Here is a 19365-nt window from a genome sequence, read left to right on the forward strand (position 1 = left end):
CCATTTGTCTTTTGAAATCTGCTGTGAATGTGCGTCTTTGCTTTGGCATAGTAGATCCGCTCCTAATCGTATTCTCTTCATTCTACTAGCCCTTAATTTTTCTGTCCAACTAAGTGTAGACGATCCATGTACCACCATCATCTAAAGGTAAATTATGATGTACTTGCCACCCTTTTGGGTTAAGTCCATCCTTCATTCTAGAAATATCATCTTCACCTAAACCGGCCTTTTTAAGATATTCAACTCTTACAGGATCGTTAGCAAATTCCTTAAGAAAATTCTTCCTAACAGAGCTATTAAATTCCTTTCTAAATTTAGCTGTTTCTTCTGGAAGTCTCTTAGTGTAAATAATTTCTTCTACCTTTACACCTTTTAAATGAATCTTCTCTCCTTTTAACGTTCCTATGAAGTAATTATCCTTATCACCAATTCCCGTCCCCTCAGTCTTATCCTTCCCATCCGGACCATCTTGAACATTATTCTTACTCTTCAGAAGCTTCCCTAGCGTTAAATAAGAAGCTGCTTGACTTACTATATAGCCAGTATAATACCCTCTTCCCTCTTCTTCCTCTGTTCGCTTTATTTGCTCTAACAATTGTTCAGCATCTGATCGTGCAGTCCCCGTCCCCCATGCATAATCCCATGCAAAGCGTGCACCTAATAATGCATCGACTGCTCTCCCAACTGTAAATGCATATCCTATATCATATACTGTTCCGAAGGGACTCTCCCAAAAACTCTTTACTGTACCAACCGCATCGTCAAAGAGCCCTTCGATCGTAGCTCCTACTCCCTTAAGCGCAGAGGCAGTATAATCAACACGACTTTCTAGCTTTGCCTCCACTTTTGGAGGTAAGCTAGGCATAACGATCGCCGATCCTCCTTCACCATCCGCCTCAGCAAAACTCCTGGCTATAAAGTTCAGCTGCTGGGCAATCGACGAAATTTTCTCCATCGTCACACCCATGGATTGCCTGGCCGATAAATACTCATGAAAAAACCTTTCTTTTGTCGCCCCTGACCAGCCTTCACTTATAAAGTAAATTTGCTTGTCTAATTGATTGCACATCCGTTCCAGTTCCTGACGCTGGTTTAAGAAGTGTCTGACAACTTCCATCAGCTGATCAGGTGAGACCATTATTTTCACCATAAGGATTTCACTCTCACTGTTAGTTAAGGTGAATAGATTCTATCAAATAATGGAAAATATTACATCGGCCATTATTCCTTTAACTTCTATTCAATCTCTATCTTATGTACTTCATAAAAAGGAAAAAACTTCCCTGATTTATACTCAAGGAAGCTAGTAATATTTTTTATATAAACATTTTATTGAATAAGTGCACGTCGTCTTTCAAGTTCTACATCCATCGCTGCCCGCTGATCATCTAGTTTATAGAACCACATTGTAATTCCAATCAACAGACAAATGATTAGCGGCACCCAAATAAAGCAGATTTCAATATAGCTGAGTGCTGTTGTGTTTTGTGTGGCGTTGGGAACATAGCCCCCCATTTTTAGAACAACCCCAATTAAGAAACTCCCAAGCCCCAAACTTACTTTTACAAAAAATCCTTGAATTGCAGCAATCATCCCAGATATACTTTTATTCTTTTTATACTCTGAATAATCAATAATATCGGGCTGGATAGCAAATGTAACTCCGAAAATCCCGTAAATACCAAGACCTGTTATCGCAAGCCCTGCTATGACTAAAAACGATGAGGATTTTCCGAAATAAATAAGCAAATCTCCTACGATGTAAATAATCGTGCTTAAAAGCAGTATATTTCTTTTTGACATCTTCTTTTGAAGCCAAGGTAAAATAAGGAGCATAGGCAGACCCGATAAAATTCCGAATAGCCCAACAAAAGTAAGCCAATCTTGACGATTCAAATTATAAGTAAAATAATAAATTACAGTAGTATTTCGTATAACAAAAAGAGCGAAGTAGAGAAAATTCACGATAAAAAATATGGCAGCTTGACCGGTTAATCCTTTAAAGTCTTCTTTGAAGGAAGATTTTCCAGGATTGATGGTTGGCGGAACAACCTCTTTGGTACTCATAAAAGTAATCACAAATATGATAAGCGCCATGATGCCATAGATGCTCATTGTGATTAAGTAACCTCTTTGTTCATCACCTTGTCCAAAGAAATCAACCATTGGCATGGTAATGGACATGACTAAAGCGGTTCCAAGTAATGCGCAGATCATTCTTGTCGATACTAACCAGTTACGTTCATGGTTATCTGAAGTTAATCTCGGTACGATTGTATTTAATGGTATATTAACAACCGAGTAGGCAATGTTCAGCAAGGTATATGTGACATAGGCCCATATAATTTTTCCTGTCATACTGAAATCAGGCACAATAAATGTCATAATCGTAAATACAGCAAAAGGAATAGCACCAATGATAAAATAAGGCCTTCCTTGACCCCATCGGGTATGTGTTCGGTCTACTAGTAAGCCCATGCCGGTATCAGCAAAAGCATCAATTATTTTCGTTAATAACATTAACGTACCTGCAACTGCTGCTGTTATTCCAAAAACGTCAGTATAAAAGAAGAGCAGATACGAACCCATTGTGCTGAACACAAGATTACATCCTAGATCGCCAATCCCGTATCCAATCCTTTTTTTCCACTTAGACATAATTTCACTCCGTCCCTACTAATCTATCGATGTCGCTTTCCCTGATCTCATGAAAAAAGTTCCATGTGAACTACTCTATATTTTCGATAATCTTGATAACGTTTTCATGTCTTGCTTTAAATTCTGATATACCGATTTATATACACGGTAATATTCATTATATTTTTCATGGTTTTGCGGGTCGGGCATAATCTTCTGATCCAGTACCTGCCACTTTTTCACGTCTTCATACGATAGAAGTCCTGTACCAATTCCGGCAAGCATGACATCCCCCATATTGGCTTCCACATCATGAATCGGACAGACAACGGAATAACCCGTCACATCGGCAAAGATTTGTCTCCAGAGTTTTGACTTCGTTACACCGCCGGCGATTATAATAGATTCACCTAAGTTCTCCCCCGTTGCTTCCATTGCATCACGTAATGAGAACGCAACCGCTTCCAGAAATGCACGGTAGATATGAGCCTTTGTATGTGCCAGCGTAAGTCCAACCATCGTTCCTTTTGCATCTGAGTCCCAAATTGGGCTTCTTTCCCCCATGAAGTAAGGAAGAACAATAAGGCCCTCGCTGCCAACTGGAATCGTAGCTGCTTGTTTATTCAATACATCATAGGCATTTTCTCCGCCATTTTTCTCGGCTTCCACTTCAAATTGGCACATGGTTTGACGGAACCATTTCACAATTGCTCCTGCTGTGGCACCGCCGGCAAAATAATAAGAAAGTCTTTGAGCATCATATAGATAGGGCCAGACAATGAGATTCTTTCCCTTGATTGGTTTGTCCGAAATTAACGCTGCGCACATGGAAGTTCCAATTGCGGCTGCGTAAATACCAGATTCAAATACACCAAGACCAATATTCGCTGCACCACAGTCAATACCGCTTGCAATCACGGGCATTCCTTCAGAGAGCCCTAATTCAGATGCAGCTTCCTTTGTTAGTCCTCCAATAATATCTGTCGATTCTACTATGTTTTCCGGCATCATCGACATAGGAATTCCCATGGCATCCATCATTTCTTTAGACCATGTTCTGTTATTCATATCAAAAATACCGCCAATATTCCCCGCTGAGGAATAATCAATCGCAATGTTTCCGGTCAATTTATAAATAACGTAATCATTTGGGGGCAAAAATAATTTCGTTTTTTTCCAATTTTCGGGTTCATTATTTTTCATCCATAGTATTTTGGTAAATCCATAATAAGGATCTGCTCCATTGTGGGTAATACCTAATAGTTTTTCTTCTCCAATCGTGTCTAGAACCCATTGGGTTTCTTCTTCCGCTCTGCGGTCCATCCAGATCATACAAGGTCTAACTGGCTCCATATTTTCATCTAACGGAATTCCAGAACCTCCATACAGACCGCTAATCGCGATTCCGCGTATTTTTTCTGCTGGGACATTTGCCTTCTTCACTGTGTTTTTAATAGAAACCTTCGCTGCTTCGAGCCATACATCTGGCCACTGTTCAGCCCATAAAGGTCTCGGTGTAAGCACATCATATTCCTGTAAATCTTGGGCAATTAAGTTGCCTTCTGTGTCCATTAAAATGGTTTTGGTACCGGATGTTCCAATATCTGTGCCGAGTAAATAGAACAAGGATGTCGCCTCCTGATGTAATTGTTTCTTTATTTAAGTCTATTAGATTAGATGCAAGTAAAAGCGCCATCCACTACAAAGTCTGCTCCCGTAGTAAAGCTGCTCGTATCCCCTGCAAGGTAAACACAAATGGATTGTAGTTCTTCCGGTCTTCCCATTCTGCCAAGAGGAGCCATTTGATTCCATTGTTCAATTAATGGTTGTAAGCTTGGGGAATTTAACGTAAGTTCTGTTCCTATGTAGCCTGGACTGATACTATTCACGCGCACATTTCTAGTCGCCCACTCTACCGCTAGAGATTTTGTCAATTGGATGACTCCTGCTTTAGAAGCATTATAAGAACACTGCGGCTGCGGGACATTTACGATATGTGCTGACATAGAAGCTGTGTTAATAATGGAACCTCCGCCTTGCTTTAACATCACTTTTCCAGCTGCTTGAGCTGTTAAAAACACCCCGGTAAGATTAATATCAATTACTTTTTTCCATTGTTCATATGTCATTTCCTCAGCAGGTATATTCATGCAGATTCCTGCATTACAGAAAGCAACATCCAACCGTCCAAAGGCATCCAGCACTTTTTCCATCATAGCATTCACATCTTCTGGATTTGTGACGTCCGCTTTAATAGCAATCGCTTGAATTCCATGGTTTTTTTCGAGTTCGGCAGCTGTTTTCTGCGCTTCTTCAAGATCCAAATCCACTATAGCCACATCAGCCCCTGCCTCACAGAAAGCGGTTGCAACACTTTTACCAATTCCTCTCGCACCGCCTGTAACGAAGATCTTCTTTCCGTCTAATCTCATTTTTTCAATAATTCCCATAAATCTATTTCCCCTTTCTATTTTGTAAAACCGTTTTATTAAATAGATTAATAAAATCAATTTACATAATATACCCACTTTATAAAACAAGTCAACCTTCCATAAAAAAACAGCGACTTATTTCACACTCATTGCATGGATTTTATGATTCGTTAGTCACTTCAATTTGCTTCCAATTGTTATTTATTCGATAGCTATGTTATATTTAAAGGAATTTTATAAAAGTCGTTTGTATAATGGGGTTTAGTTATGGATCATAACATTACATTTAGGGATATAAAGAAAAGTAATTACTCATCGATTTATCATCTTATTTATCAAAATGAGAAGCTTTCAAAACAAGAAATCGCAAATCAACTTCATCTGAGTCTGCCAACGGTAACTCAAAATTTAGTTCGCTTAGAAAAGGAAAAACTGATTGAAAAGAGCGGGCAATTTGAATCCTCGGTTGGAAGACGTGCAACGGCATATGCATTATGTCCGCAGGCTCGTGTCAGCATAGGGGTTGAAATTCAAAGAAATACAATTTGTATTTCCGCAGTAGATTTGCTTGGTGTTGTTTTTCATAAAACCAACCTGTCACTTACATACGCAAATGAAGAGAGTTACTTCAAACAAGTAAGTCAAGCTGTACAAGTTTTCATCTCCTCTCTTATGATCGAACAAGAACAAGTCTTGGGTGTTGGTTTTGCAATACAAGCATTAACATCAGCGGATGGACAAAACATTACCTACGGAAAAATATTAAATTGTACGGGGCTCCACATTTCTGTTTTTTCACAGCACCTTGATTATCCTTGCCGTTTTTTTCATGATGCCAAATGTGCTGCAACCACGGAACTGTGGATCAGGAAAGATATTGACGATGCTGTCTATCTGTCGATTGGTACGCATCTTGGGGGAGCCATCATTATCAATGGCCAAATCTATATGGGGAATGAAGGACATAGCGGCACGGTAGAACATATGACAATCGATCCACGTGGTTCTCTTTGCTACTGCGGAAAAACAGGATGTATGGAAACACTATGTTCTGTTAGTGCGCTGCTAAAAGAAGATGAATCGTTAGAATTTTTCTTCCAACAGTTACGTTCTGGAATCCCTTCCTATATGGAAAGATGGAATGTATTCTTAGATCATTTAGCACTATCGATCAACAATATTCATCTTGTCATTAATAGAGAATTTATTCTGGGCGGTCATATATCTCCTTACTTAACAGAACATGATATTCAACTTCTTCATGAGAAAGTTTATGAGCGCACCGCTTTTCCTAGCAATGAATCATTTATTTATATTAGCCGTTCATCTGAAAATGGAGTTTCTAATGGCGCTGCCATTACTTTTATTCAATCCTTTTTAAATGAGATATAGGAGTTTCAACAATGAATGAACAACAACTATTAAACCTATTGAACGATATGGCGGGAGATGGACTCGTTTATATAGAAGAGAAAGGATATTCCACGAGTGAAGGTGCACCTGCTTGGAATGCAACTAGAGCAGCAGAGAAATTAGATAATATCGCGCTTATACCTATTCTCAGTAACCTATTATTAAAAGCTAAAAAAGAATCCGAGAAACAAGATATTTATTATGCGCTCGGTCACCTTGGAGTAAATACAAGCGATCCACGTGTAGTGGACATTCTTTTAAAACGGCTCGCAGTAGAAAAAAGCAAATATACTTTGGAGTGCATTCTCTCTCAAATAGCTCAGCAAAAAGATGTGCCTGACTGTACGCCTATCCTTCAATTTATTGATGATCCTCGCTGGTTAGTGCGTCATTCCGCCTTTCAAGCTTTAAGTAAATGTAAATGTTCTGCCGCGGAAGAAGCTTTAATCCAAGTTATTACTACATCACAAGATGAATATGATCTTTTTTATGCAATCGGTTCTCTCTGTGATCTTAGGGCAACCAGCTCGGTCCCTTATCTTCTTCCTTTATTGAAACATCCAAAAGGCGAAGTGAGATGCTCTGCTCTTAGTGCCCTAGATCAACTGGGAGATTCCACATTTCTGCCTGTTTTTATTGAAGCACTGAAAGATCGCTCTCCAGCTGTTAAATCCTTTGCTTTGTTAGCAATTCAGAATCACGGAGATGAAACTGCGATAGACTCTGTCTATCAACGAGTAAAAACGATGTTAAAAAGAATGCGATCAATAAAAAGCGATGAATTAGTGCCTGCGTTTGAATTTCTAAATCGATATAGAGAAAAATATAATCACATTCAAGAACTATTTGAATGGATTATATCGAAAAAGTGGGACTATCTTTTTGATGAAGAGAAAGACAAGGTTAAGAAGATCGTCACATAATTAAAAACCAAACCGTCTTGTTTATAAAAAAAGAAAACACCAACGTAAAAGAGCAACCTATCTTTATAGATTGCTCTTTTACTGCTATTTTACATTTTCCATCTTCGTAATAACTATTTCTCAATATCCACTTCAAACTCTAGTTCAGGAAAATAGGTTTTCATCTCATTCCCTTCCTCGTCAAACTTAACCTTCCCTTTTTCGGTGTCACTATATATATTTTGATATGGTTTGATGATGATCTTAGACGGGAGCGTAGTAAAAGGTTCTAGCCGAAGATCTGAAATCATTCCAGAGCTATTTGCCTGACCTCTCCCATTTCCACTAACTATTCTCAGCTCATTACCTTCATCATCATACACATCGTAATCCAAACCTGTCGTTAGCGGATCATATTTCATTCCTTCAGGCAGAACGAAGTGAGTTGAGATATTCGTCGTTATCGGTGTTAGTTCTACTCTTTTTAAAGTTACTGTATAGATTCCATGGGTCTTGGTCTCATTAGGAGAAATATCAACGATATCCTGTTTCGTTTTCTCAACGGGGATATGCATAACGATAGGGTCCTCAAATGGTTTAACTTCCAGGTTTAATGTAAGAATGAACGAATCAGGAAAAGGTGTTCCTTCTTGATTTCGTAAATCGGAAAATTCCAAAATCACAGAATTCTCAGATGCGCCAGGATGAAAAAATCTAGGTATCTCACCATATTTAGGTGCAAACTCATGTATATCTCTACCGTTGATCTGCAGCGTATAGCCGCTTAGATCTTCGTTCAGCTTCTCTCCTGACTCATCCGAATTACCTTGCGTTGTACGTTCTAAACTCAGTGAGACCCTCGTGCCGTCATAGATGATTTCAGGGACCGTAAATGTGGTATCCCCTCGAACCACACTAACATTTGGGGTAGCCGCTAATTTTTTTTCTGATGCTGTCCTCAGTCCAAGATCATCCACAAATGCAAAGATACTCTTCATCCCCGGAATTTGCTGCAACGAATCGGCCATCGTTGGTGACACAAATCCACTCCCTACAATCACCATGACTGCTGATGCCGCTATAGCCGTTGAAACCACCATTTTCTTCCACATCTTCTTTCTCCCCCTACACTTCGTTTTATTTTGATAAATCTCCACCATCACCTGATCCGTAAGATCGATAGGAACCTCTTTATCTCGTATCATTCGGATGACCTGATCCATGGGTTCCTCTTTTTTATGTAAATGATTCTTCATACGTCCCACCTTCCCCATTTCTTTTGATCAGTTTTTTACGTATACGCTCAAATTTCTTCCTCGCCGTAGCCGCCTTGATATTCATGACTTGTCCGATCTCATCATAGGAGTAGTCTTCCACTGCGCGAAGCAGCAAAATATGTTTTTCATCAAAAGAAAGATGATCCATTAGGATCTCTAATCTGTCACTGCTTTGGGTATCCTTCTTGTATGCCATTTCTGTCGAGTAAGTATTCTTAAAGAATTGGAGCAGCTCTACATCTCGAAATTTCTTTTTATTGAGATTCATACAGTGGTTGTACGCAATTTTGTAGAGCCAAGCTGAAAAAGAACCGGGTCTCGTGTAGCTTGCTATGTTCTCATACGCCTTAATAAAAATGTCCTGGACTGCATCCTGTGTCATTTCGGTCTGCTTTAATAAGTAATAACAATATACATAGATTTGCCTTTGATACTTCTCGACAATGACTCTATAGGGCTCGGTCTCTCCCTGCTGTATCCTCTGGATCATATGATCTAAATGTAATTGCTCACGATCATCTGCACTGTTCCGCTGTATAGAGTTCAAAGGTGCCTCTCCCTCCTTTCCACGCCTATATAACAATTCATAGTTTCGAAATGTGACATTACAATAAAATAATTCCGATAAATTCTTCACACAAAAATAAAAGCCGGATCGCATCTCTGCTCTCCGACCCTTCTCTATCCTAAAATCTAATTCTCACTCACTGGTACGACCTTGGTATCTCGATCCCATGCGGTTACAATCTCATTTTTCCGTTCTTTCAGCAGCTCTTCCTTATCGTCCCGATAGAACAAATTATAAGTATCAAAAGGAATGATCCGTCCATCAGGATGGACAATGTGAACACAGGACTTTTTGACAGAACGCACATCAAAATTGTGTGCATCGAGGAACTGCATAATGATCACCCGGAACACGTTGTCATACGTAATCTCTTCGGGAACAGCTGCGAGCGGCAGGCAGCAGAGTAAGCTTTTCAGCGAAAGAGCAGAAGACTCCGGCGAGTGTCCGGTCGACAACAGCTCAAACATTTTATCTCTGATCACCGGATCTTGTTCATATATAATTGTATTACTGTCCCCTTCGAGTAAAATGTCCGGATCGATCATTCCTGTCAGCGGAATAACTTGTCCGCCAAGCTTCAGCGCATATCCCATTGCCAGGCAGTCCGGGTGACATGGAACCGGTAAAATATCATCGTCCTCAAATACTTCCGACTGGTCAATAATCATCTGCCTCACTTCACTCACCGTCAGACGATCTGCTATAGGGTCATATCCTTCGAGTCTGCCTGCCGCCTGAATAGGCTGAATGGTGACTCCGCGAACGGCTTTCTGCTGAAGACCATACTGAATTATGTCACCGATCTCTCCGTCATTAAGTCCTTTTTTTAGTGTAACGACGAGTGTAGTGGAGATGTTAAATTCATTTAAATGGTCAATGGCCTGCTGGCGGATTCTTCTTAGGTCTGCCCCTCGCAGCTCTTTTAGTACATGTGCTTCAAAACTGTCGAACTGCAAATAGACCTCAAATCCAGGAGCATATTCAGATAACTTACGGGCAAATTCCCGGTCCTGTGCAATGCGAATCCCATTCGTGTTCACCATAATATGCTTGATGGGACGTGATTTACACATATCCAAAATTTCAAAAAAATCAGGATGTGTTGTCGGCTCCCCGCCGCTGATTTGCACGATGTCTGCTTCGCCTTCATTTTCAATAATGCGGTCTAACATAAATTCAATCTGAGCAAGTGATCGATACGAGGTACGATGCGGTGAAGATTCCGCAAAACAGATCGGACACTGCAGGTTACAATGATCGGTAATCTCCAGTAAGGTTAGGCAGCTATGCTGCTCATGATCTGGACATAATCCGCAGTCATAAGGGCATCCGTACTTGATCGGAGTATTCCACACGAGCGGCATTTCTGAAGGCTTAATAAACTGACGAGTCCGGTGATAATACTCCACATCGGTGGAGATCAGCACTTTCTCCGGTCCGTGGATAAGGCATCTTTTGACCATGTAGATTTTGCCGTCTTCTTCGATCACCTTGGCTTCTACTTTGCGATAACAGGTCGTACATATACTGTTGGTCAGCTCATGATAGAGATAAGGACGGTTAGGCATGAAATCGCTCCTCCTGTTAAATACAGATTAGGTTTGCATATTCGAACTCGTCATTTGATGATCTACCTTCTTCTTGCCATAAATAAGCCAAGCATAATAAAGCACACCAGCGATGCAGGCAAGCTGAATATTGTTCAGTCCGAGGTAAGGATGAGGCGTAGGTTTGATCCATTCAATACCCAGACGAAACAGCAGATAACCTGCCATAAACCACTGGAACATCCGCCCAGATACATACTTTACTTGAGTAGATGTAGCGCTTTTAACACGGCTCTGACGATAAAGCGGGATGAGCACTATAGCTAATATAATAAGAAAGAAAATTTCATAGAGCTGTGCCGGATGACGAGTCACCCCATCTCCAAAATCCACACCCGTAATCCATGTCGTCGGCGTACCATAGGTATGGTCAGTAAGTCCGGTAAGAAAACATCCAATTCTTCCTATACAAAGACCAAGCATCAGCGGATACACAAAATCATCCCCCGTCGATTGGGACCAACCTACCCAGCGCTTTGTAAGTTCCACCCCGATCAGTCCTCCGAGTAACCCTCCGACAATGGTCTTTCCACCCCATAAGAGTTGTCCTTGACTAAGATGCTCCCAAGTGGCGACCGGGTCCTCCAACCAAAACAGCAACTTGGCACCAATCGCTGCACCCAGAATCGTACCCGCTAATATTTGCAGGCTCATCAGGGCAGACATCCCGCTCGGTCTTCGTGTCCATAGATAGACCCTAAATCCGATAAAATAGCTAAGGGACTCAAATAGTACATGTGGGTGAATCCGCAAGGACCCAATAGTAAGATACACAGGAAAATCCATCAGTCCACTCCTAGACATAGATAGTAATAACTAACATTAGTGAATCATTTTCATAATACCTTTAGTACGATAATAAAAAGGCACCGCATATCGTAATTAAGAGTACGGCTAGTCCTCCAATGATCGCTAAGATCGCCACAATGACTTGCAAAAGAATATTTTTCTTAGGCTCATGAATAGAAGAAACTGCTCCATTATTGATACACTGATCACGACAATATCCCGTCGCTGAGTCATAGCAGTTCTCACAGATCGGCTTACCACACCTTCTACACTGAGCAACAGCCTGCTTATCCGGATGGTTCATACAGAGAAATTCCGTCATCACTTCACCTCTATTTGGTAAGTTTTGTTATTTATTGTAACTTTATTTTTGGTATTACGCTAGAATGTGGTGTACCTTTCGTTTTCAGATGAGAAGCCTACCATTTATTTTTTAATAAAAGGGTCGTATCCTTTCGCCTTGAGCGCTTCAACAAGTTCAGGACTCATTCCAAAATTCGAAACCTCATTTGTTTTGTAATTGACAGATATGTTGAAGTGTTGATCCTTATTCCCGATTACATTCCCCTCCAAACTAACTCTGTAACTTACATAAGTCGGCATTATTTGTTCTCCCGTTATTTCCACATCGAGTTCATATTTTTCTTTTAGATGCTCCACCGCTGTAAATTTTGCCTGATCAATAATCGCTTGATTATTCATTTTCTTCTCCAAGTTATGGTTGTATATTTTTTGTAATCCTAATGCGAGCAGGATAATAATAATGATGCCCAGCACAACCATGAAGGGCCGAAACTTGAAAACAATCACGATCACCCCCTTAATTTTCTTTCTTATAAGCTATGAACCTAGCCACTGCAAACAGATTATGTACCATAATAATCCATATACTGGATATATAAAAGCTTTGTTTCCATATTTTAATGAGATATGAAATTAATTTACCTGTAAAATAATTATTCTGCTTGAATATACAAAAGAACCCGAGAGATGCTCTCCCGGGCTCATTCTATTTATCTTTTATTTTTTACCGATCTGCCTGATATAGGCTCTCTCACTCTTCACCAAAACTTTTATCTGTCTAGACCTTACTTACTTCAATTCCTAATCTTCTCTATTCTTATACCTGCTTTGCTGCATGCTGCTTCTTTATATATGAGATTTGTCCTGCATGAATGCCTGTATGATACATAAGACGTCCTACGGCTTCGAGCGGTGTGGAGTCGCCAATAGGACATTTTTTAATTTCATTCCATTCTTCCTCAGGCAGCTCCGACATTCCCTGAATAAGCCAAGTTTGAGACGCCTCTAAAAATGATACAATCTCTTCTAAATTCGTGAATGTTTCTTTACTGCGTGTAGCCCCTCGGTGCGTGTGAATAACAAGATCTTCCGGCATCGGCTTATTAAAAAACCATGCTGCAAACATATACTCTACCTCGGCATTATGACTGAGCATATATCCGATCGAAGTATCGTTCATTTGAAGTGCAAGTTCTTCGTTAGTCAGCTGCTTTACCGTATTTAGAAAACGGCTTTGAATTGCATTCCATACTGGCATGATTGTAGCAAAGGTAGACATTTTCTTTCTCTCCTCCTTGTTTCTATCTGATGTCACATTACCCGGTTATTCCTTTATTTCGCTGCTGCACTGCTGGCATGACCATCGCGGGCTACATGCTCAATCCGGTCTGCGGCAAGATCTAGATCAAAAGCAAGACCGAAGCCTGCCACGTATCTTCCTGTCTGCGGAGTAAGCTCGAACAAGGAGAAATCGAGTCCCCGCAGCATCGTTACAAGTTTCGCTGGAAACTTCTCTTCAAATAGAGCGAATACTTCTGGATATCCCTCATTCCCCACATTATTCGCTGTACAAGGGAAGCGAGCCCGCTGTCTTGCAAATAGATTACCCGAAGCTGCCTCATCTTCAATTAGCATAACGTCCACTTGCGGACGTTTATCCAGATGATGATAGTGATTTGCAATGCGGCTGATGTAGATGTACATTTTATTGTCATACGCTACAAAAGGAGCATAAGAAATGAAGGGATTTCCTTCCTCATCTAACGTACTTAACATGAGCGATCTCAGCTCACCTGTAAATTCCAAGTACTTATTTTTTACTTCTTCCATATTGATCCGATTCATATTCATCATGTTTATTCCACCTGCTCCATCCTATATTTTATGAAGTACATGTATTCTAGGTTTTCTATCTTTCGTTAACTCTACATCGACCTCGACGCCGTACACACTTCGGATTAATTCTTGGTTTAGTACATCCTTTGGAGTTCCATATGCTTTTCGCTCTCCGTTCTGAATGACACATACTTTGTCGCTGTATAAACTCGCATGGTTCAGATCATGCAGCACCATTACTACTGTGATCCCGAGTTCCTTATTCAGTGTCTTCACAAGCTCCAGAACATCCAGTTGATGCGCAATATCCAGATAGGTGGTCGGTTCATCAAGTAATAGCAGCTTGGGACGCTGGGCGAGAGCCATGGCGAGCCAAGCTTTTCTTGACTCCCCGCCCGATAAGGAATGAACCAATCGGTGTTCATACCTTGTCATATTCGTCTGTTCAAGTGCCCAGTGAATGATCTCACGATCCTCCTGAGTGAGTTGTTCGTACCACTTTTTATGCGGCATCCGTCCAAAACCGACCAAATCTCCAACGGTCATATCCATAGGGCTTACATTTGATTGAGACAACATACATAGCTGCTTCGCCACTTCTCGGACATTCATTTTCTGGAGCTCCTTACCCTCAATGGTCACTCCGCCGCTTGCGTAAGGAATAAGGCCGGATATGCTTTTGAGCAGTGTTGATTTCCCTGACCCATTCGGCCCGATGATGGAGACAACTTCTCCTTTTTGAACGGTAAGCGACAGGTTCTGAACAATTGGCCGTTCTCCGTAATGTACATGTACCGATTCTACTTGCAGCAATGCTATGCCCCTCCTTTACGCATCAGATAGAGAAAATAAGGCCCTCCTACCATCGCCATCACAATACCCGCCGGAATTTCGAGCGGACTAAACATCGATCTGCCGATCGTATCGGCTATAATCAATACGACAGCCCCCAGCGCTAAGCTAAAAGGAAGGCTGTATTTATAATCCGAACCGATCATCATACGTGCCATGTGTGGAACGATGAGACCAACAAAGCCGACAAGCCCAACCATAGAGACGGAGACAGAAGCAAGAAAGACAGCAACAAAAGAAAGCGTAATCCGCACCCGATTTATATTTTGGCCGAGATTATGTGCTGCTTGTTCTCCAAGCCGTAAAATATTCGCCTGCCGAATGCATAGAAGTGCCATGATCCATCCCGCCGCAGAATAAGGTAGAATCGTCAGCACCGCATCCATTCCTTTTCCCGATAAACTCCCGTTCATCCATGAGAGCGCAGCGGGTAATTTGTCACTATAGAGAATAGATAGTAGTCCGATGACTCCGCCAAAGACGGCATTGACTGCTACCCCTGATAAAATAATGCGAATAGGCGTTATCCCCTGTGTCTTGGTCCAAGCCCATCCATAAACCATTGCCGCAGCAATCCCTCCGCCGACGATAGCTGCAATGGGAATAAGCGAGGATAACTCCGGTTTCACCAGCATGATAAAAAGTACCGTAACAGCAGCACCGCTGGAAACCCCAGTTAGCCCAGGGTCTGCCAGCGGATTATGCATTACGGCTTGAAGCAGCGCACCCGAAACTGCTAGATTGGCTCCGATGATCAGCGCGAGGATCACCCGCGGAATACGTATATTCCATAGGATGGTGTTCCATTGTTCACTTCCCGATCCAGTTAAAGTCTGAAGGACTTCCGCAGGAGATAACCTCACGCTTCCGATGCCGATAGCAAGAATAATAATGATCAGTAAGATGAGATACGTAATTGCAAGAAGTAACTTCCGGCTTCTCTGCTGCCCTATTGTATTCACAAGCTCATAATCCTCCTATTCCCCGTACAAAACGGTGGAAAGTGCTTTATAAGCGTCAGGCGTTTTGGATAGGGAAGCAACACCAAACAAGTTATAATCCAGTGTTTTCATTTTTCCATTCTTGAAAGCATTCATTTTCTCCCATGCGCCGTTCTTCTTCACATCTTCTTCAAACTTCTTCGCTACCGCTTCAGCATCTCCGTGAGCCACAAGTAAAATCACGTCCGGATTCGCTTCTACTACACTTTCCATATTAAAAGGAACATACGTCTCGGTGGACTGCATTGTATCCGTAAGTACATTCGTTGCTCCTAGATTTCTAGCGAGACTGCCGGCAAATGTATCTTCATTCATCAGCATGAGATAATCTGTGGAACCGAATAAGAACATAACAGTGGGTGCATCTTTTCCTTCTACTGATTTCACAATTTCCGATTCCTGTTCAGCAAAAGAATTCAGCACCTGCTCTGCCTCGGCTTCTTTATCGTAGAGACGTCCTATGGCAACCAGTGAAGCTTTGAGTCCATCTAATGAATCAACGGGGAGATATGCTCCCTTTAAACCGGAAGGCTTCAGCATTTTTTCAATGCTGTCTTTAATTGATTCGGGTGACAGTATTGCATCAGGTGTAAGGCTTGCGATCACTTCGAGATCCGGCTGATGAGATGACCCAACTTTCTGTACATCTTGGTAAGCTGCTGGCAGTTCACTTTGTGTAGTCGGTACACCTTCTAGCGATAATCCTAAGTCATTAAATAATTCTGTAATGGCTACTGACAAAGTTACAGTCGTACTCGGTGTTTTATTATCGAATTGAGACAAAATTTCTTCTACTAATGCTTCGTCTACCGCAACCGTTGCAGCAGCTTCATCTGTTGCTGGAGTAATATCTTCCGATCCCGCTGTTACTGTTGTATTTGCGGCTGCTTGCTGCTGAGCATCGGAACTCGTTTCACTGCCGGCCCCTTCCTGATTCCCACACGCCACCATAACAACCATGGTTAAAGCGATCATTCCTAATTTCAACGACGAAACCTTCTTCATACCTTCATGCCCCCTGATTTATTGTTATCTCTCTATGTAGACGAGTAATTGATAATGATTATCATTATATGTTGGTTGAAAATGGTTATCAATGGACTTTTTCCGGATTACCCATGGATTAATGTGACGGAGTACAGAACTACATTTGGAAACCTATTTGCTCATCCATCTCTTAAAACACTTTGAATTGACAAATCGAGTTTTATCGATTTATAATATGGCAATGGACAAGTTAACTATTTTTAAATCACTTTCTAATGAGGCTCGATTACAAATTTTAGATTGGCTGAAAGATCCTTTTGCTCACTTTGATCCACAAGAAGGAATTGACTTAGTCGAAGTTGGTGTGTGTGTTAGTCAAATCACGAATAAGTTAAACATGACTCAATCTACTGCTTCTCAATACCTTTCAACCCTACAAAAAGCTGGTTTAATTAAATCAACACGAATAGGTAAGTGGACATATTACAAAAGAGATGAAGAAGTTATTAAAAATCTCGGTATATTCATTCAAACAGAACTATAATAACAACCAAATTCTATAACGGAGTTTGGTTGTTATTATAGCTTACATATCGATAATTCTTAATTTGTAAATTTGTAGATGCGGATTTAAGTAATATTTCTTGTTACATATTGATTATTTAATATAAGAAAAGAGGAACTGATGATGAAAGCATGGCAAAAACAAGGCATAGGATTAGAAAATCTTAAACTAGTAGAAGTAGAGACCCCTAAACCAGGTCCTAATCAAATATTGATTCAAGTAAAAGCTGTATCCCTTAATTTCCGTGACAAATCCATCATGGATGGCGATTATTTACCAGACTTAATGAGCAAGCCTTTCATACCTGTATCAGATGCAGTAGGTATTGTTGTAAGTGTTGGTTCAGAAGTAACCCAGTTTAAAGTGGGGGACCGCGTTGTTTCGCACCTTTATACAAAATGGGTTGATGGAGCACCAAGCGAAGACTATGCGCCAACAGCTGTCGGTGGACCGAATGATGGTGGACTTGCGGAATATATGTTGTTAGAAGAGTATGCAGCAGTAATGGCACCAGCTAATTTAACTGATGAAGAGGCTTCTACACTCCCAATTGCGGCACTAACCGTATGGTTTTCTTTAGTGGAATACGGCAAAATTAAAGCCGGTGATACTGTACTTGTTCTAGGAACAGGTGGTGTATCCGTCTATGCGACTCAAATCGCCTCTGCATTAGGTGCAAGAGTAATTGTTACAACGAGCAGTGATGCAAAAGGCGAACGAGTAAAAGAGTTAGGCGCCAAAGAAGTCATCAACTATGTGAAAACACCGGATTGGGAAAAAGAAGTATTAAAACTAACGAACGGTAAAGGCGCGGAGCATATTTTAGAAGTTGTTGGCGGAGATAGCATTAACCGTTCGATCGAAGCACTTGCGCTACAGGGACATATTTATATTGTTGGTTTCCTGAAGAGCATGATGGCGGAAGTGAATTTATTCGCATTATTAGCGAAGCAAGCACGTATTCAAGGTATCTATGTTGGTCACCGTAAAGCATTTGATGAGATGAACAAAGCCTTTAATGAACTCAATATTCATCCAGTAATCGACACAGTATACTCCTTCGACGAGGCGATCCAAGCTTATGAGCATCTAGGTCGTGGTGCTTTTGGTAAAATTGTCATTAAAGTTTCTGAATAATTCAAATCTAGATGAAGCCTTTGTTACGTTGAACGTTGAACTAAATATTTTTAGTAAAACCATAGCATCATTAGCACAAAAAACTTCTAACGATAGATTCGTTAGAAGTTTTTTAGCATTTGTTTCACCTATTTTTTATACTTGATTGTGCCGAGAGCTGCTTCCTGTTTAAATACTTCTTCCCACTTCTTATCAGTTCCTAATGAAATTCCTTCAGTAGTCCAATTTTTTGGCTTCTCAAGCTGATCATAAGCTTCCATAAGCTGCTTGTTAGCATGAATAACCGCTTCTCTCTTCTGTGATTTCAAGACTTTATTATCATGGTAACCAAGGAAATGTTGCTTGAAAATTTCTTTCGCTACTGTAAGCGAATACTCCTGATTAGCCCCGCCCCATACCTTATCAGCCTGGTCATCTCGCTGGCCATCGTCTTCCCAGCCGCAAAGTATACAAACCTCATATCCATAATTCTGGATTTCCAGTGTAGGATAACCACAACATGGACAAGCGAATCGTTTCGGATCTATTTCTTCTTCATCATGGTCATAGAACTCCTCATCCTCCATCCACTTTGCTGCCTCTCTTCTAGAAGATATTTCTGTATCAATCACTAGCGGAAGCCAGAGAAACGTACCTATTAGAAAATGAACAACCTTACTCCCCTTTTTGCCAACCATTTGATTCATTTCTTCCATATAAACATGCGTTTCATTCCGGGCCTTATTCATTACTGTAAAATACTCATCCTTTTCATCCATCTCATTCCTTAGTAACTCAGGAAGTTCTTTAGCCATAAAGCGATAAGCGTAAATAATACCTATTAATATGTACACACAAACTACAATTACAATCCACTTGATAACCAATATCCTAATTCCCCCTGGTGATTAATCATGCTGCGCTAACATTCTAACCGAAACTTGGTCATATTCACCATGAATAAAATGGAATTGCTTATGAAAAAGGTTCTCGCTTAGGACCTTCATAATACCGGTGTGAGTCCCTATTTCTCTTCTTATGCTGATGTCCTAGACCATCATTATTTGCCGTAAAGCACAG

The 19365-nt window shown here is 40.8% G+C and carries 20 protein-coding genes; 4 read left to right on the forward strand and 16 right to left on the reverse strand.

Annotation, left to right across the window (positions count from 1 at the left end; genetic code table 11):
* Positions 1–109 precede the first annotated feature (109 nt).
* From PV403_RS17230 to PV403_RS17245, 4 genes are all read right to left on the reverse strand, one after another.
* Complete coding sequence (locus PV403_RS17230; RefSeq protein ID WP_332085399.1) at positions 110–1150, reverse strand: WXG100 family type VII secretion target; 1041 nt, start codon at positions 1148–1150, stop codon at positions 110–112.
* Between the two features lie 179 nt (positions 1151–1329).
* A complete protein-coding gene (locus PV403_RS17235) occupies positions 1330–2658 on the reverse strand; it encodes an MFS transporter (protein WP_213536236.1) in 1329 nt (442 codons plus the stop codon).
* A gap of 75 nt (positions 2659–2733) precedes the next feature.
* Complete coding sequence (locus PV403_RS17240; protein ID WP_332085400.1) at positions 2734–4263, reverse strand: FGGY-family carbohydrate kinase; 1530 nt, start codon at positions 4261–4263, stop codon at positions 2734–2736.
* 47 nt (positions 4264–4310) lie between these two features.
* Entirely contained in the window at positions 4311–5087 is a 777-nt protein-coding gene (locus PV403_RS17245) for an SDR family oxidoreductase (RefSeq protein WP_332085401.1), read from the reverse strand.
* 249 nt (positions 5088–5336) lie between these two features.
* Here PV403_RS17245 and PV403_RS17250 point away from each other — a divergent pair, with 249 nt between their 5' ends.
* A complete protein-coding gene (locus PV403_RS17250; RefSeq protein ID WP_332085402.1) occupies positions 5337–6461 on the forward strand; it encodes an ROK family transcriptional regulator in 1125 nt (374 codons plus the stop codon).
* Positions 6462–6472: 11 nt separating this feature from the next.
* Positions 6473–7405 carry a HEAT repeat domain-containing protein gene (locus PV403_RS17255; RefSeq protein WP_332085403.1) on the forward strand — a complete coding sequence of 311 codons (933 nt, stop codon included), beginning with the start codon at positions 6473–6475 and terminating at the stop codon, positions 7403–7405.
* Positions 7406–7518: 113 nt separating this feature from the next.
* Here the strand turns inward: PV403_RS17255 and PV403_RS17260 are convergent, their stop codons facing one another.
* The 11 genes from PV403_RS17260 to PV403_RS17310 form a co-directional block, all read right to left on the reverse strand.
* A complete protein-coding gene (locus PV403_RS17260) occupies positions 7519–8640 on the reverse strand; it encodes a DUF4179 domain-containing protein (protein ID WP_332085404.1) in 1122 nt (373 codons plus the stop codon).
* Positions 8621–9208 carry an RNA polymerase sigma factor gene (locus tag PV403_RS17265; RefSeq protein WP_332085406.1) on the reverse strand — a complete coding sequence of 196 codons (588 nt, stop codon included), beginning with the start codon at positions 9206–9208 and terminating at the stop codon, positions 8621–8623. The genes PV403_RS17260 and PV403_RS17265 overlap by 20 nt, the downstream gene beginning before the upstream one ends.
* Positions 9209–9354: 146 nt before the next feature.
* Positions 9355–10797 carry a radical SAM protein gene (locus tag PV403_RS17270; RefSeq protein WP_332085407.1) on the reverse strand — a complete coding sequence of 481 codons (1443 nt, stop codon included), beginning with the start codon at positions 10795–10797 and terminating at the stop codon, positions 9355–9357.
* A gap of 27 nt (positions 10798–10824) precedes the next feature.
* Complete coding sequence (locus PV403_RS17275) at positions 10825–11622, reverse strand: prolipoprotein diacylglyceryl transferase (RefSeq protein ID WP_332085408.1); 798 nt, start codon at positions 11620–11622, stop codon at positions 10825–10827.
* A gap of 61 nt (positions 11623–11683) precedes the next feature.
* Positions 11684–11947 (reverse strand): B-box zinc finger protein, encoded by a 264-nt coding sequence (locus tag PV403_RS17280; RefSeq protein WP_213535956.1) that lies wholly within the window; start codon positions 11945–11947, stop codon positions 11684–11686.
* A 104-nt stretch (positions 11948–12051) separates the two neighbouring features.
* Entirely contained in the window at positions 12052–12435 is a 384-nt protein-coding gene (locus PV403_RS17285; protein WP_332085409.1) for a hypothetical protein, read from the reverse strand.
* A gap of 310 nt (positions 12436–12745) precedes the next feature.
* Positions 12746–13207 carry a DinB family protein gene (locus PV403_RS17290; RefSeq protein WP_332085410.1) on the reverse strand — a complete coding sequence of 154 codons (462 nt, stop codon included), beginning with the start codon at positions 13205–13207 and terminating at the stop codon, positions 12746–12748.
* A gap of 53 nt (positions 13208–13260) precedes the next feature.
* A complete protein-coding gene (locus tag PV403_RS17295) occupies positions 13261–13782 on the reverse strand; it encodes a HugZ family pyridoxamine 5'-phosphate oxidase (RefSeq protein ID WP_332085411.1) in 522 nt (173 codons plus the stop codon).
* Positions 13783–13803: 21 nt separating this feature from the next.
* Complete coding sequence (locus PV403_RS17300) at positions 13804–14577, reverse strand: ABC transporter ATP-binding protein (protein WP_332085412.1); 774 nt, start codon at positions 14575–14577, stop codon at positions 13804–13806.
* A 2-nt stretch (positions 14578–14579) separates the two neighbouring features.
* The gene (locus PV403_RS17305) at positions 14580–15569 is read right to left on the reverse strand and encodes a FecCD family ABC transporter permease (RefSeq protein WP_213536017.1); all 990 of its coding nucleotides are present in this window, start codon (positions 15567–15569) and stop codon (positions 14580–14582) included.
* 24 nt (positions 15570–15593) lie between these two features.
* The gene (locus PV403_RS17310; RefSeq protein ID WP_332085413.1) at positions 15594–16622 is read right to left on the reverse strand and encodes a helical backbone metal receptor; all 1029 of its coding nucleotides are present in this window, start codon (positions 16620–16622) and stop codon (positions 15594–15596) included.
* A gap of 223 nt (positions 16623–16845) precedes the next feature.
* Here PV403_RS17310 and PV403_RS17315 point away from each other — a divergent pair, with 223 nt between their 5' ends.
* Together PV403_RS17315 and PV403_RS17320 are read left to right on the forward strand one after the other, a co-directional pair.
* On the forward strand, positions 16846–17148 hold the full coding sequence (locus PV403_RS17315) for an ArsR/SmtB family transcription factor (RefSeq protein WP_191803092.1): 303 nt from the start codon (positions 16846–16848) through the stop codon (positions 17146–17148).
* 141 nt (positions 17149–17289) lie between these two features.
* Positions 17290–18306, forward strand: a complete 1017-nt coding sequence (locus PV403_RS17320; RefSeq protein ID WP_225229410.1) for a zinc-dependent alcohol dehydrogenase family protein — start codon at positions 17290–17292, stop codon at positions 18304–18306.
* A gap of 128 nt (positions 18307–18434) precedes the next feature.
* Here PV403_RS17320 and PV403_RS17325 read toward each other — a convergent pair whose 3' ends face one another.
* Positions 18435–19172, reverse strand: a complete 738-nt coding sequence (locus PV403_RS17325) for a CPCC family cysteine-rich protein (protein ID WP_332085414.1) — start codon at positions 19170–19172, stop codon at positions 18435–18437.
* Between the last annotated feature and the right edge of the window lie 193 nt (positions 19173–19365).

The sequence above is a fragment of the Paenibacillus sp. GYB006 genome (assembly GCF_036577645.1).
GTDB lineage: Bacteria > Bacillota > Bacilli > Paenibacillales > Paenibacillaceae > Paenibacillus.